At 42.2% G+C, this 15,943-nt stretch carries 14 protein-coding genes; 8 read left to right on the top strand and 6 right to left on the bottom strand.

Features of this window, described 5'->3' with window-relative positions; translation table 11 throughout:
• Window positions 1-211: 211 nt before the first annotated feature.
• The 8 genes from FET73_RS13545 to FET73_RS13510 all read left to right on the top strand — a co-directional run bounded on the left by FET73_RS13545 (window position 212) and on the right by FET73_RS13510 (window position 9,822).
• Entirely contained in the window at window positions 212-712 is a 501-nt protein-coding gene (locus FET73_RS13545; protein WP_154224515.1) for a cupin domain-containing protein, read from the top strand.
• Window positions 713-962: 250 nt separating this feature from the next.
• Window positions 963-1,523: an aspartyl/asparaginyl beta-hydroxylase domain-containing protein gene (locus FET73_RS13540; protein WP_154224514.1), complete on the top strand. Its 561-nt coding sequence runs from the start codon at window positions 963-965 to the stop codon at window positions 1,521-1,523.
• A gap of 163 nt (window positions 1,524-1,686) precedes the next feature.
• Window positions 1,687-2,028 (top strand): YbaN family protein, encoded by a 342-nt coding sequence (locus FET73_RS13535; protein WP_246172763.1) that lies wholly within the window; start codon window positions 1,687-1,689, stop codon window positions 2,026-2,028.
• Between the two features lie 134 nt (window positions 2,029-2,162).
• Complete coding sequence (locus tag FET73_RS13530; protein ID WP_179952298.1) at window positions 2,163-2,918, top strand: DUF6090 family protein; 756 nt, start codon at window positions 2,163-2,165, stop codon at window positions 2,916-2,918.
• A complete protein-coding gene (locus FET73_RS13525; protein WP_154224511.1) occupies window positions 2,915-4,969 on the top strand; it encodes a hypothetical protein in 2,055 nt (684 codons plus the stop codon). The genes FET73_RS13530 and FET73_RS13525 overlap by 4 nt, the downstream gene beginning before the upstream one ends.
• Before the next feature lie 57 nt (window positions 4,970-5,026).
• The gene (locus tag FET73_RS13520; protein ID WP_179952297.1) at window positions 5,027-5,572 is read left to right on the top strand and encodes an ECF-type sigma factor; all 546 of its coding nucleotides are present in this window, start codon (window positions 5,027-5,029) and stop codon (window positions 5,570-5,572) included.
• A gap of 1 nt (window position 5,573) precedes the next feature.
• A complete protein-coding gene (locus FET73_RS13515; RefSeq protein ID WP_154224509.1) occupies window positions 5,574-8,105 on the top strand; it encodes a serine/threonine protein kinase in 2,532 nt (843 codons plus the stop codon).
• Window positions 8,106-8,163: 58 nt separating this feature from the next.
• Window positions 8,164-9,822: an autotransporter outer membrane beta-barrel domain-containing protein gene (locus tag FET73_RS13510; RefSeq protein ID WP_154224508.1), complete on the top strand. Its 1,659-nt coding sequence runs from the start codon at window positions 8,164-8,166 to the stop codon at window positions 9,820-9,822.
• 65 nt (window positions 9,823-9,887) lie between these two features.
• Here the strand turns inward: FET73_RS13510 and FET73_RS13505 are convergent, their stop codons facing one another.
• From FET73_RS13505 to FET73_RS15100, 6 genes are all read right to left on the bottom strand, one after another.
• Window positions 9,888-11,150, bottom strand: a complete 1,263-nt coding sequence (locus tag FET73_RS13505) for a cation:proton antiporter (protein ID WP_154224507.1) — start codon at window positions 11,148-11,150, stop codon at window positions 9,888-9,890.
• A 115-nt stretch (window positions 11,151-11,265) separates the two neighbouring features.
• The gene (locus tag FET73_RS13500; protein WP_154224506.1) at window positions 11,266-12,258 is read right to left on the bottom strand and encodes an adenosine deaminase; all 993 of its coding nucleotides are present in this window, start codon (window positions 12,256-12,258) and stop codon (window positions 11,266-11,268) included.
• Between the two features lies 1 nt (window position 12,259).
• The gene (locus FET73_RS13495; protein ID WP_179952296.1) at window positions 12,260-13,786 is read right to left on the bottom strand and encodes an alkaline phosphatase family protein; all 1,527 of its coding nucleotides are present in this window, start codon (window positions 13,784-13,786) and stop codon (window positions 12,260-12,262) included.
• Complete coding sequence (locus FET73_RS13490; RefSeq protein ID WP_154224504.1) at window positions 13,783-14,178, bottom strand: MAPEG family protein; 396 nt, start codon at window positions 14,176-14,178, stop codon at window positions 13,783-13,785. The genes FET73_RS13495 and FET73_RS13490 overlap by 4 nt, the downstream gene beginning before the upstream one ends.
• Window positions 14,179-14,180: 2 nt before the next feature.
• A complete protein-coding gene (locus tag FET73_RS13485; RefSeq protein ID WP_154224503.1) occupies window positions 14,181-15,026 on the bottom strand; it encodes an MBL fold metallo-hydrolase in 846 nt (281 codons plus the stop codon).
• A gap of 158 nt (window positions 15,027-15,184) precedes the next feature.
• Window positions 15,185-15,943, bottom strand: a 759-nt coding sequence (locus FET73_RS15100; protein ID WP_218944350.1) for a hypothetical protein, incomplete at its 5' end; no start/stop codon positions are given.

The following is a 15,943-nucleotide window of genomic DNA, read 5'->3' as shown; positions in this document are numbered from 1 at the left end:
AATAAGTCATCATGTGACTCACATGTTGGCTTTTTATATTCAAAACCCACCCTAAAAACTAATATAGGACATAAAATAAGTCTATTTCAGCAAGCCCTCTGTTTTCATTCTTTTATTTTATAAATGCCAAGCAAATTTTTGATCAGTTGTTATTGGTATGCCTTATTTGATATAAATGACTCTTATTTGGCTATTAACAATTAACTTTACCATGAAAGCGTATCAAAAATGGATTGACCAGTTGGGGCTGTTGCCACACCCCGAAGGCGGATTTTACAAAGAAACCTATCGATGTCAGGAACACATTTCAGCGGTTCATTTGCCTGATCGTTTTGATCAAGCACATTGCTTTTCTACTGCCATCTATTACCTATTGAATGCACCGAATTTTTCAGCGTTTCACCGCATCAAACAGGATGAACTGTGGCACTTTTATCAAGGCCGCCCTTTAACCATTCATGTCATCAATGCATCAGGAAATTATCAAAAGATGTTATTGGGTGATGACCCTAGCCAAGGTCAATCTTTTCAACATGTGGTAAAGGCCGGTGATTGGTTTGCCGCCAGTGTTGATGATGAAAATTATGCTTTGGTGGGCTGTACTGTCGCGCCTGGATTTGAGTTCAATGATTTTGAATTGGCTAAAAAAAATGAGTTGTTATCCCAATACCCTCAGCACAAAAGCGTAATTGCATCGTTGTGTATTGCTTAATCACTGCATCTTTGGCCAATTGTTCAATGACTGACAACAGCAGTGATGCTTCAGGCGAAAAGTCAAAATGATGGCCATATCAACCATGGCAATGATGACTGTTTTCAGCTGTAAATAAAGGTGTGGCACAACGCTTTTCTTACGAATAATGAAGTCAACTGAGCATGTTTTCATTCAGCTCAAAAAGTTTTTCAAATTTTGGCATATAATAAAAAACGATTGCCATTTCATTGACTAAATTATTGAATCTATGACTGTACCTGAACCATCAACTTCTCACATTTTACCTGATCGAATTAAACTTGATCGTTCATTTGATATTAACCGTCTTTGCAGCGATGTAAAAGAAGTGGTTTCCACTCTGCAACAACAATTTTATATCTATTACAGCGCCATTCCGCTTGCCAGAAATGTCGCGCAGCCTTCGACACACGACTGGGCAGCAGAACCTATGCTCAAGGGTTGTCATTACCTTCAAGAAATATTTTCAGGCTTTGAGACAGAAATAACCAGTATCCGATTAATGCGGCTTGAAGCAGGTGCCGTGCTCAAGGAGCATACTGATCCGACTTTGGATGCCGAACTCCGTGAAGTGGTGCGTTTGACCCTTCCAGTTTTTTCTGATGACTTGGTGGCATTTTATTTGAACGGGACAGTGGTTCCAATGCAGCCTGGTGAGCTTTGGTATTTGAAGCTGAGCGAACGGCATTCTGTTGAAAATAACAGTGCTGTCGAACGCATCAATATGTCAATCGATGTCGCATGGAACCCATGGGTGGAACGCTGGTTGAACGCAAATGTGACTGGATAATCTGAGTAACAGATTTTGAATACCTACCACTTCATCTTATTTTTTGAAGCCAAAAATTGAATTACTCAGCTTTATTCAAGGAGTGTGGCAAAGCGTTGAAGTTTTGGCTGGTAAGGTTCGAGCGCTGTAAAATATCGTGATGATGACTCAGTTAAAAAAAACGATGTGGTTATTACTTGGGTTTCTTTCGGCGGTTCTGGCGGCCATTGGCGTAATTTTGCCTTTGTTACCGACCACGCCGTTTCTGTTGTTGGCGGCTTTTTGTTTTGCGCAGTCATCAGAAAAGGCGCATCAGTGGTTGCTGAATCACAAAACCTTTGGTCCTTTGATCAATGATTGGCAAGAACATGGACGCATCAGAAGGAAAATCAAAATAGTTTCTGTTTCCATGATGATAATTATGCCTCCGTTGAGTTGGCTACTGGGTGCGCCCCTGTGGTCAGTTTGGGTTCAAATTGCGGTTTTGTGTTGTGTCTCTGCTTTTATCCTCACACGTCCAGAATAAACGCACAGCATTTGCCTTGCATTGATTTTACAGAGGCTTTCTTTTAAAATCATAAGGAAAATCAGGGGGAAGGGTTATGAAAGCCAGCATCAAAATTCGTCAGCGGATGTCTTGAAATGATATTGCGGAGTGTTATGAAACACATAAAAGACCAAAATTGGTTTGCCGTGTTATTAGATTTTCTGATAGTAGTCATTGGTGTCTTTATCGGCATTCAAGTGTCGAATTGGAACCAAGAAGTCGCGGGTAAAAAGCAAGCCATAGTCCTGTTGAGCCGATTACACAAAGATGTCAGTAATGACATCAAATTACTCGATACAGAAATTGAATACCAAAAGGTGGTGAGACAATATGCCATGACTGCGGTGGATGCTTTGAATGGCGTTAATGAGGTCAATGACGAACAATTTGTCATCGGTGCCTATCAAGCATCGCAGGTGAATGGCATTTGGGCAAACCGAGCCACATACGATGAAATGCTCAGCACAGGCCAATTTAACTTGATCAAAGATGAAGGTTTGAAGTCCATGATCTTTGGCTACTTTGCGGTTGATAATGCCAACCTTCCCTTTATGACCAGAGTGGCACCTTACAGGGAATATATCAGGGGACATATGCCAGTGCTTATTCAAGATGCCATCAAAGCACAATGCGGTGATGTGGTTTTAAAAGTGGCCCATTCTTTCTCTGCCGCCCTACCAAAGACTTGTGATTTAGATGTGCATGATGAGGTAATCAGTCAAACGGCTCAATCACTCCGTTCTTTACCAGACATGTTGTACAACTTACAGTTTCAAATCGCGGTCAATGACACCAAAGTGTTTAATTTCCACAATACCAAGAGTGAAAGCATGAAGCTATTGCAAGCGATAGAAAGGCACCTACCATGAGCTTAATCACAGAACTCAAACGCCGCAATGTTTTCCGAGTTGCTGTTGCTTATTTGGTGGTCGCTTGGCTTTTGGTGCAAGTGCTCAGCATTGCCACGGCTGTTTTTGAAGCGCCAGATTGGGTGATGAAGTTATTCATTACCATGACGGTGATTGGTTTTCTTCCCACCGTTATTTTTTCATGGGCGTTTGAAATAACTTCAGAGGGGATCAAACGTGAAACCGAAGTGGTTCGCGATGAATCCATCACGCACATCACCGCCAAGCGTTTGGACTATATCACGCTGCTTGCGGTTTCGTTTTTGGCTGTTCTGATCATTTGGCAACAACAGTCTGGCAAGCCGAATTCACAACAACATGCGGTGAATAAATCACAGCCCATTCAGGCAACAGTTGAAGCATCAACATTTGATTCCATTGCTGTTTTGCCTTTTGCCAACCGCAGCCACCAAGAAGGTGACCTGTTCTTTACCGATGGCATTCACGATGACATTTTGACTCAATTGGCAAAAATCAGTGCCATCAAGGTGATTTCAAGAACCTCGGTGATGCCTTATCGCTTGGTCAATAAAAGCATCCAGCAGATAGGTAAAGAGCTGGGTGTGTCGGTGATTTTAGAAGGAGGCGTTCAGCGGGCTGGCGATCAAATTCGCATGAATGTGCAATTAATCAATGTCAGCAATGACCAGCACCTTTGGGCAGAAACCTATCAGCGTGCAATGACCATTGACAATATTTTTGACATCCAATCTGAAATCACAAGACACATCATCACCGCGATCAAAGGTGAGTTGTCACCCCATGAGCAGGCCATTCTGAATGAGCAGCCGACCAATAGTCTGAAGGCTTGGGAGCTGGTTTCTCAAGCCAATGCTTCGATTCGAGCCAGTGGTTACAATGCTGAAAAATTTGCTTTTGCACAGGGTTTCATCGAAGAGGCGATTAAAGAAGATCCCAGTTTTGTTAAGGCGTGGGTTTTGTTGGCCAAAGTGCACAGCTTGTTGTATTGGATTGGTTATGACCCCAGTAAAGAGCGACAGGATTTGGTCAGACAGGCATTGGATGAGGCGAAAAAATTGGCACCACGATCTGCTGATGTTTTGGCGACTGAAGGTGAATACCATTATCGAATCATGCTTGATTATGAAAAAGCCTATGACCTTCAGAAACAGGCATTGCTTTTGAAACCCAATGATGCAAAAACATTGTTGGCTTTGGGTCTGAGTGAGCGGCGTTTGGGTCTGTGGCAACAAGCAGTTGCCAGCATGAAAAAAGCCCATGAATTAGACCCAGGTGATGCCAATTACCTCAGTACGGCAATTGATACTTTGGGCTTGGTCAGGGATGTTGAGGGTGTGTCTGAATTATTGGCCATGGCATTAAAACGCTTTCCTGATGACAGCGATTTGGGCGCGATGGCGGTGGATGCGCAGGTGTGGGGACATGGAGATTTAGAAAAAGCACGAATCATTCTTGATGGCGTTCCGGCCAACAGCGGTGACATTTATGTTGGCGTGGCACTTTCTCTGTTGTGGATGGAACGTGATTTTGAAGGTGTTATCAAAGCCACTGAAACGCCTGAAATTGAGGATTTTTTTTCCATGTATCCGGCTTTGTTGGCACTTGAGCAAGCCAAGGCCTTTGAATTCCTAGGCAACCATGAATTGAAAAAATCTAAGTTAGAAAAAGCCAAAGGTTTAATTGGTGAGATAGATCGCAGCAAAGGTGCTTTTGATTTGTCTGTGGATTTAAACACCTTGGGTTTGGTGAAGGCGATGGAAGGTGCGACAGAAGAAGCCATTGCTTTGGCGAATGAAGCCATGGCACTGTTCCCATTAGACAAAGATGCAGTGGATGGTTCCTTGGTTCACATGTCCGCAGCTTACATCAAAGCCACAGCAGGGCAAACTGATGCCGCATTGAACATGGTGGAACAATTATTGAAAACACCAGGTGGATTTAAACGTTGGCACTTGTACCTAGATCCGCAATGGGATTTACTGCGTGACAATGAACGATTCAATGAATTGATAAAACCAGATACCCTTTAAGTGAATGATTGTTCAAGCTATAATCATTGAATGTAAATCAACCCAATGGGGAATGGCTTGACCAAAGAAACGCTGACTAAAATCATCAACACCAAGCTGTTGCAAGAAGTACCGATTGAGCTTTATAAAGAGCTCAAGGATTTGGCGCGCCATGCCTTGCGTTCTGGCCGTCAAAATGCTACTTTGGACACCAATGCCGTGGTTCATGAGGCCATCATCAAAATTTATGAAAAACAATCACTGCATTTCCAATCTCGTGGTCATTTCTATGCCCTGATGTCACAAATCATGCGCCACACGGTGATTGATTATGCCCGTAAGAAGAATGCAGAAAAGCATGGAGGGGGCCTACAACAAGTGGGCATCACGCAAATTGATGCAGGGGCCGACACGGAAAACATGGGTTTAAGCCAAATCTTGGCCATGGATGCGGCCATGGAAAATTTAGCAAAGATGGATGCCAATTTAGAAAAAATGGTGGTGATGCGTTTTTATGGTGGTTTGAACCTCAAAGAATTGGCCGACAGTTTTGAGGTTTCTGAAAGCTCCATCAAGCGATCTTTGCGCACCGCACGCGCTTTTTTGAAAACCCAAATGGCTTAAGATGTCAGACACGGGTTTTCAACAGGTCAATGATTGGTTTCAAAAATTGGTTGATTTTAGCGCAGATGAACAGCAACAGCAGTTAGAAGCCATCAAACAAAAAAATTTGCTATTGCCTGATCAAATCACTTTGCTGATGGGTATGTTACAAGCCGATGCAGGGGATGAGTCTTTGCCGGAAAATATTAAAGAAGTGACAGCAGAGTGGCATGAGCAAGATGCCAGTTTGCAAATGAATGAAACGCCTCATTTGGGCAATTATCGATTGATTAAGCCCATTGGTACGGGCGGGATGGGGCATGTTTATCTTGCTGAACGTGCTGATGGCAGCTATAAAAAGCAGGTGGCCATCAAAATATCTCAGTTCCAAGTCAAAGAGTCAATGGTCAAACGCTTTGAAAATGAGCGACAAATTTTGGCTAAACTCAATCACAGCCACATTGCCCAATTATTGGATGGTGGTGCGGCAGCAGATGGCCGCCCATATTTGGTTATGGAATATGTGAAAGGTAAAGACATCGCTCAGTATTGCATTGACAGAAAACTGGGTTTGCGCGCACGCTTGCGTTTGATTTTACAAGTATGTGAAGCGGTGTCCTATGCGCACCAACAGTTGGTACTCCACCGCGACTTAAAGCCAAATAATATTTTGGTGAATGACCAAAACCAAGTGAAGTTGTTGGATTTCGGTATTGCCAAATTATTAGATGCAGAGGGCGAACAGCTAACCCAAACGGCCACCCAAGTCATGACGCGTAGTTATGCCAGCCCAGAGCAAATCAAAGGCGAACAAGTCACCACCAGTACTGATGTGTTCAGCTTGGCCGTTGTGGCTTATGAGCTGTTGACCGGTTACCACCCTTATCCATACCAAAGTGGTTTAGAGCGTGACCAAAACGTAGTGTCAGGTCAATTTCGGAAGTTCAAGAAACAAACGGGCAAAACCAAAGCCATGTACCCGGAGTTAACCACCATTGCGAATGAGCGGCTGAAAGGTGATATTGAAAACATACTGCACAAAGCGTTGTCTCCATTGCCTGAAAATCGTTACCCCAGTATTGAAGCTTTTGCTGAAGACATTCGGCATTTTCTGTATAACCGACCCATCATGGCGAGAAGACCTTCAGCATGGTACCTATTTAAAAAAATGGTGCAAAGACACAAGGCGGTATTTACAGTGTCGACAGTTGCTTCATTGTTGCTGATTTATGCCACTATTTATTCTTTAAACTTGGCCAGAGAAGCAGAGTTTCAAAAACAGGTGGCACAAGAAGAGGCGGCTGAATCGCAACAGGTGACGGAACTGTTAACCAATATATTCTTAAAGGCCAACCCTAACAATAGACAAACGGAATTGACGGCCCAAGATTTGTTACTTCAGGGATTTAAGGAAGTGAAAAATGGCTTAGTGGGCATGCCTGAACAACGTTTTGCACTGATGAACTCAATATTAAGTAGTATGTATTCATTAGGTTATTTTGATTCTGTGGTGTCTAATTTCGATCATGCCTATCCTGAGTGTGTTGACATTTTGGGTGCGGCAGATGAGGCCTGTCAATCAATTTTACTGGTCACGTCTATGACTGCTACCAGGTTACAGAAAAATGAAGAGGCTGTCAGATTGTTGGAGATAGCTGAAAATAACACCACAGTAAATGACGAAGAATTGCGATTGCGGATATCGACCAGTAAATTCAGTTCTTTGATGAATTTGAAGCGAGCTGAAGAAGCTAAGGATGCAGCATTATCAGCTTTGGCATTGATGAATAAACTGAACAAAACTGAAGTAGAGAAAGTTGATATTTACAGTGATTTAGCAGTGTTTTCAACCCATCAGGGGGATTTTGAAGCGGCACAAAAATATTTTGATTTGTGCCTGGAATTCCTTGATAACGAAGGTAAAGATAACGCTGATTTCCGTTCTATTTACCATGCCAATTACGGATTTTTCTTTTATAAACAGTTGCGTTTTGATGAGTCATTGGTTCAAAGGCAGGCTGCTGTGGATGTGGTGAAAGGACGAAGTAACTTACCCTCTTTGGATTTGGCATGGGCTTTAGAAGCATTGGCAATGACGCAGTTTTATGCTGCTGATTTGGGTGCAGCTATAGAAACGGCAGAACAAACTTTGGCCACACATAACCAGTTGGATAGTGAAACTCATCAAGCGCAATACGATTTGATGCTCTATCTTGCAGAATTCAATTTTTTGGCAGGGCGTATAGCTCAAGCTGAAGACTGGTTTAAGCAGGTGGTAGAGAAGCATGAGTCTGACACAAGGTGTCGATATGAGTTGGCACAAACCATGTTGTCCATGAATACAAAACAAGCGCGCATGAAAGTCAATGAATTCGCTGCTTGCATTGAACATACTGATTTCAAACCTTTTCCTGAAATATATTGGCATCTACTAAGCTATATTGCCCGAGTAGATGCTGGTAAACACAAACAATGGCTTGAGCAATACTGGACAGAAAATCCAAAGATGGCTTTGGCATTGAAAAGTTATTTTGTAAAAATAAAAAATAATTGACCCGTTTTTAATTTTTTCCTCGGTGGTTCTGACATAACGAATCTAAAGAGGAAATATCATGAAACATAAATTATTAATTTTAACCGCAGCATTGGCTTCACAAGTACATGCTGAAGACAATCAAATCCAAGGCGCACCTTTCTTAACTGTTGGTAATGGTGGAACTTGTGACTACAGCAGTATCCAAGCTGCCATAGACAGTACGCTAAGTAATGTCATTCGCATAGCAAGTGATAAAGTTTATAACGAAAATATCACCATTGATGACAGGAATATGGTGCTGACTGGTGGGTATGCTGATTGTTCAGGCGCCAATAATAACATCACAGATTTATCATCAGCCGTCATAGATGGTGGTGGTAGCGGTGCTGTGGTTTCGGTTTCAGGCAACAGCGAAGAAAGAAGTGTTGATATTCGTAATTTACTTATTGGAAATGGCACTTCAGGCCTGATGTCCACTGCCGATGTTCAATTGAATGTTGAAAATGTCACTTTAATAAACAATGATAATGTAGGTGCTTTTATTTTTGGTGGTGACAATAATGTTTCTTTTGTAGATGTGGTTGTTAGTTCCAATGATGGTTCTGGAATTATTTGTGCGGGCCAAGAAAATATTTTAAATATCCAAGGAGAAAGCTTAATTTCAGATAATGACACTTCGAATTCAGGTGGTGGTCTTTTGATAACAGGGGGTTGTAAAGCTAACTTATTCGCACCTGTAAAAGTTAAGGACAACAGCTCAGTTGGAGATGGTGGAGGCATAAAAGTTGCAGATGGTTCTATTGTTAACCTGAATGGCATTGAAATTTTAGGGAATGAAGCAGGCAGTGATGGTAATGGATCTGGAAGTGGTGGCGGTGTTAGTGTTTCAGGCGAATTTTCTATTGTAAATGCTGTGAACTCAAAGTTCAGAGATAACAAGGGTCATACTGGTGGAGCCGTTGAAGCATTTGATCAAGGCCAATTCACAAGTTATGCAGCCAATACATTGGCAAATCCGTGCCATACACCAGGCAGTTGTACCGACTACCGTGGCAACACTGCAGGCAATTTAGGCGGTGTTTTTGCGGCTACTCAAAATGGAAAAATAACTGTACTGCATGCAAACATCAAACATAACGGTCTTCTAGGTGACAATGGTTTGATTGGATTTGCTTCACTGGATGGCGTCTTAAAAATAGAAGGCAGCATGATTGTCAAGAATGGAACTGACAGCTTTCCGGGAATCAATTTATTTTATATTAATGGCGGTGTTAACCAGGCATCAGCCATTTCATTGAATCATGTAACCATTGCCAGTAATGAAATAACAGAGTCGGTTGTTCATAACAGTGGCGGGATATTTGCAATGAATTCTTCGATAGTTCAAGAAAGTGTAGATGTGTCAAAAACTACCAATGCGGCATCGCATGATTTTGAATGTGTAATAGCACATGAAACCAGTTCATTTTCAGCCGGTGGTACTGTCACAATTGATGATCCGGAATTTATCAATCCGCTAACAAATGACTTTCACATCAAGCCAACATCACCAGCGATTGATTACTGTTATGCTGCCGAACCTTTAACTGTTGAACTGGGATATGACATGGACTTTGAGGGCCGTAACTATGATGACCCGAATGTAACGAACTTACATGGTACGTATGACATCGGCGCAGACGAGTACCGTTGGGATAATGATTTGATATTCATGAATGGTTTTGAACAAAACTGATTGTTTTAGGAAAAATAAAGCAATTAATGGGGTGATTGGCCGGCTTATTAAGCCGGCCTTTTTTATTATGGTTCTACATTTGACTTGGTGCTTGTGTCATGAAATTTTAATTTCCAGAACTTGATGGTAATTGGCACTGAAATATTTAGCAAAAAAGCCGTAATCATCAAAGTATAAAAAACCTCGAGGGTGAAGATTTGGTACTGGATAAAAGCAATGTTCATTACCACAAAAGCCAGCTCTGCCCGACCCAGCATCCCAAAACCTATCATCCAGCTGTCTGGCCATGAAAAATTACCTGTATATTTGGCGGACAAGCCTGCGGATAAAATTTGACCAGTAAACAGGCAAGCAAATAATAAAACGGCCTCTGGTATGACATTGATTAATAAATCCATGTCAAAGACTAAATGGGTGCCCATGGTGACAAAAAACACAGGACCAATCCAAGTGAAAGCGACGTTATCAATGATTTCACGGGCGTTTTTATAATAGTCTTTTTTATGTTCTTGGTGAAAGTCAAAATATTCACTTCGTATAACCAAACCAGCCATATAAGCCCCAATGGCTGGGTGAAAACCGAACTCATGGGCGAGTAATCCGACAGATACAGCAATTAACAAAAGTGACAATATGACATATTCTCCTTGTGCCATAGACAGCAAACCACGCAGGTTAATTTGTCCAATCAGTGGCACCTTTTTTACCCAACCTGTACTGGTCGGAAACAACCACTTACCTATGATGACCACAATCATAAAAAACAGAATGGCTTTGCCCAGGATGAAGCCAATACCTGTGACGCTGAAATTGCTTTCCCCTGCCGCTATAGGAACTAAAATGGCCACCAATGCCAAAGAGGCAATGTCATCTAAGACTGCTGAAGTCATGATGCCGGTTGCGGCGGGTGTGGTATTCAATCCTTCAGATTTCAGTGAGACCATGGTCAAGGACACAGCCGTTGCTGTCATCGCCAGTCCGCACAGCAGTGATATGTTCGGATCATGCCAATACATCCATGACAATAAATAAGCAATACAGAAAGGAATCAATGCACCAAAAAAAGCAATGCCCCAAGAGCGCTTGATGCTCTTGATGAACTTGTGCATGTTTTCTTCAAAGCCAAGGGCAAACATGATGATAATGATGCCAAGTTCTGACAGGTCTTTTATAAATTCTGGTAATTCTTTAGGAAGCAATCCCACATTAACTAAGAATGTACCAAAGAATAAAAACCACAAAACCGGCGTTAATCTGGTGACTTGTGCCAAAATAGCCGCAAAAAACACGCTGACCCAAATAATAGACAGCAACATCAAATCATGCATAGTTTTTAATTCCTATAGTTGAAGACACTGGTTTATTTGTATAAACCAATAACTGATAGTATATGACATCAGTCAGAGAGCATGGTCGACTCAATCATAAAAATTTAAAGGCTTTCTAGTCAGCTTGGTCATTTACATTTTTTAAATGCTTATCAATTTCTTGTTTACTTAAAAAGCTGGCTTCAAATGAATTGATGATGAGCTGTTTGACTTCAGTGTCAGATAAGCCTACGGCTTGTTTCAACTGCCTAAAATTATCATTGATGTAGCCACCAAAATAAGCCGGGTCATCTGAGTTGATGGTGGCTTTTAGGTCTTTAGCCAACATGGCTTTTATGGGGTGATTTTTTAATTCGTCCACCACGCACAGTTTTAAATTAGACAAAGGGCAAACGGTCAGGGCCAAGCCTTTGTCGACAATAGTCTGAACCAGTTTTTCATCGTCCAAACAACGGTTGCCATGATCAATGCGATCAACTTCAAGTAAATCAATGGCTTGCCAAATGTATTCAGCCGGACCTTCTTCTCCGGCATGTGCGACAATTTTGAATCCATCTTTCTTGGCTTGTTGAAACAAGCGTTGGTATTTTTCAGGTGGGTGACCCACTTCTGATGAGTCTAAGCCGACACCAATAATTTTGTCTTTGTGGCGTAAAATGTCTGGGTAAATATCAAAGCCAGCCTGTTCTGGTAGATGGCGCAAAAAGCAGGCAATGATGCGAAATGTGATGCCCAATTGCGCTTCGCCGTCTTTGAAAGCACGGTAGAAACCATTGATTACGGTATCGAATGTAATGCCACGGTCAGTATGTGACTGTGGGTCGAAGAATATTTCTGTGTGAACGATGTGATCTTCTTTGGCTTTAAGCAAATAAGCCCATGCCAAGTCATAAAAATCTTGCTCGTTTAGTAAAACCGCACAACCTTGGTAATAAATATCTAAAAAATCTTGCAGGTTGTTAAAATCGTATTTGGCTTTTAACGCCTCAACTGAATCATAAGGCAGTGCAATGCCATTGCGTTCAGCAATGTTAAACATCAACTCAGGCTCAAAACTGCCTTCTATGTGCATGTGAAGTTCAGCTTTAGGTAAGGTGGCATAGGACATGTTATTTTCCTTTTGTCTCATTGGCATTGAGTTGAAGTTGATGTGATATGGCGGCTTTCATGATGTGGTAAGTCATGTTCTGTTCCAGAACACCGCGAACCAATTGACTGCCAGCACCAGTGGCGTAAATGATGACATCTTCACCTGAGTGTGTTTCAGAGTATAGGGGAACCGTGGCTGCTTGCTTATACTCTTTGTGCTCTGTATCAACATGAGTTAAGTCGGGCCGTTCGTCACCATTGACATAACCTGGTCCATTGGCGTAGCTTAAAGTGGTCATGGGTTTGCCTTGGGCATCTTTTTGCAAAGTTTTGCTGGGATTGCCTTGGTCATCAGGAACCACAATTTTTCCTAATATGGGATTTCCCTTTTGGGCATAGCCACTCATAGACATGGTGTGCGCATGGTCTGCAGTCACCATAATCAAGGTTTCATTCAAATCCACCATGGATAACGCATTTTCAATCGCACTTGAAAAAGCAACCGTGTCATGTAACGCTTTTTTGGCGTAACCCGCATGGTGACCGTGGTCAATTCGACCACCTTCAACCATCAAGAAAAATGGTTTGTCGTCTTTTTGTAAAATTTGTAAAGCTTTGGCAGTCATTTCTTTTAAAGCAGGCTCACCGGCTACATCATTTTTACGGTCAATTTCATACTGCATGTGGCTGGGTTCAAATAAACCCAGTAAATGATCTGTTTTTGAAACATCTAAGGCATCAAATTGTTTTTGATTCCATACATAGGCAGCATGGTCATGCTTTTTAAGCCATTGTGAGGTTAAATCTCTCTGATCCTTGCGCTCACCTTTTGCAAGTAAGAGGTATTCTGGATCGGCTTTTTTAGTGCCAATGAAGTTTTTACGACCACCGCCCATGGCCACTTCAAGACCATCGCCATGCGGGTAATCAATCAACTGTAAGGCTATGTCTTTACAGTCTTTGCGGTATTTTTTTGGGATGTCACTGTCAGCTTCCCAGCCACGTTTTTCTGAATTGGCATAAGTGGCCGCAGGAGTGGCATGAGTTAAACGCGCGGTGGTCACAATGCCTGTTCTAAAACCAGCCAGTTCCGCCTCAGTGAGTAATGAAGTGGTGTGGTGTGCTTTCGGGCCGCATTCGCCAATTTGCACACGTTCATCGACACTGATGGCCCCGGCTTTGGTTTTGATGCCAGTGATCATCGCACTCATGGTGCCGGCAGAATCTGGGGTTTGTAAGTTGGTGTTATAGGTTTTAGATAAAGCCGTGTATGGAAATTTTTCAAAACTGAGTAAATTCTCTTCACCATCTTCACCCTTTTGTTGGCCTTGATAAATGCGGCTGGCGGTTATGGTGGCTAAACTCATACCATCACCAACGAAAAAGATGATGTTTTTCGCTTGCTTTGGAAAGTCCGCTTGTGCTTGAAGTGCTTTGATCTTTTCTTGGCCTTGTCTATACCACTGATTATCTGTGTGAACAGTGTTGTTTTCAGAAGCTATTGAGATACCTGTTGATAGTAGGCAGAGTAATACCAGGTGCTTCATAATAGGTTTGATGCAAAGTGATAAATATTTAATAAAGCCAGGGCGATCATAATCAACCATGTGATAAGCGTGCCGTAAAAACGACCAAAGCTTTTACCCTTTTTGTTCGCCAAACCCAAAGGGTGAACAATCCGAGCGAAAACCAGTAAAGCACCAAAGGCGTGCAAAAGGTATATGGAGCCGCCATTGATTTCATAAATGGCAAAGAGGATCAATGTGATGGGCACATATTCTGTGGCATTGGCTTGAGCGCGGATATGGCGGATGCCAGTTTGGCTGCCGCCATCACCTAAGTCAACACCGTCTGTGCGACGAAATACGACCACATTGTAGGCCAGCCAAAGCAAGATTAAAGCCAAAATTGAAGCATATAAAGCAGTGATGTGTAACATGATTAAACCTCTTTGTTCAGTTGTGTGATGGTGTTTTTAACACTGTATTTGTTGTTCTCAAAAGCAATTTCAGCCACAGAAAAATCTGGGTCGTGGGTGAAAAATAAACTGTGTCCGGCTTCTAAGTGTCGCTTTAAAAACAATGATTTTTCATCGATTAACTGCTCAGGAAAACGGTCATAACCCATAGAAATCGGTACATGAATCCAAGCCGAACCTGGAATCAAATCAGTAGCAAAAACCAAGTCAGCAACGATGCTGTGCATCAAGCCAATGGTGTGGCCTTCACTGAATTCAAACTTCACAGCGTCACCCAGCAGTTCATGGTGGTCCGCATCAACCAAATGCAATCGACCGGATTGTTCTAATAAATCATTCAGTACAGGAATAAAAGAAGCTCGGTCTCTCGGATGTGGATGGGTAGCGCGTTGCCAATGTGTTTTGCCCACCAAGTATTCCGCATTAGGAAAGGCCAGTTGAGGTGCAACGCCTTCCTGCCATGAAGTCAACAATCCACCGGCATGATCAAAGTGTAAATGGCTCAACACCACCACATCGATGTCTTCGGGTGCAAAGCCCAAATCCTTCAAAGAGTCCAATAAAACATGGCCTTGTTGATAAACGCCAAAGCGTTGTTTCATTTTGGGTTCAAAGAAATCGCCAACACCGGTTTCAAACAGCACATTTTTGCCGTTCAAGCCTGTGACCAATAAGCCACGACAGGCCAGTTCCATGCGGTTGTGTTCATCGACTTCAACCCAACGTGACCACAAAGCTTTGGGTGCATTACCAAACATCGCGCCGGCATCGAGTTTTTGTCGGTTGCCTTCAATTGAATAGATTTTCATCAGCTGATTATACGAAATTTACAGGGTGAAAATATAGCAATTTGATAGTGGATTTATTGATAAAGACAATAGGGTATGGTGTTATATGATTTGTATAATAATAAAATAAGGCCCTTCAGCACAAGAGCTGAAGGGCCTAGTTTATTGAAGTGATTATATCAGTTTACAGGTTCACAGAATGGTGAGCCATCAAAGCCATTGCTGAAGATATAATCTCCACTTATGGTGTAGTCACAGTCTAGTTCTACTGTAATTACATCATCTCCAGAAATACTGCCACTTTCTTGTGAAAGTGTACATTCTTGAATGGGTGACTGTGGTTGTGAAAATACAGTAACTGAGTAAGCTGATAGATCATCTAATGGCGTATTGAAAGCGAATGGGCCATTACAAGTTATGATTTTATTATCTTGCATGTTGTTTTGCAGTATCACCATGCTGTTTTTCAATAATCCAGATACAGTTCCTCCAACAAAATAAGTGTTGGTTACACACTCGACTGTTAACAACAAGTCATTGTTGATATTGCCTGTTGGGTCAGTAACATTACAGGTTTGGTTGGGTGATGTGGGCTGTGTTAATACAGACACATTGTAAGAAGTACCTTCATCCATCGCGGTAGCAAAAGTACTTGAGCCATTGCTCATGACTGTAAGGTCATCGCCACTGTTGTTTTGAAATACAACTGAATTACCAGCGGCTAATCCAGTTACATTAACGCCAATATCATACTGTGTCGTACAAGCCACGGCCAATTCCACATTGCCACCGGCCAGATTACCCATTGGTCCAGTGACCACACAGGTTTGGTTAGGTGAAGTAGGTTGTGTTAAGACAGAAACATTGTATGCAGAGCCATCATCTAAAGCGGTAGCAAAAGTGCTGACGCCATTGGCATTGACATTCAAGTCATCACC

The organism is Marinicella rhabdoformis (assembly GCF_009671245.1).
GTDB lineage: Bacteria > Pseudomonadota > Gammaproteobacteria > Xanthomonadales > Marinicellaceae > Marinicella > Marinicella rhabdoformis.
Note: the sequence above shows the minus strand (reverse complement) of the source record. Positions and strands in the feature narration are given on the sequence as shown.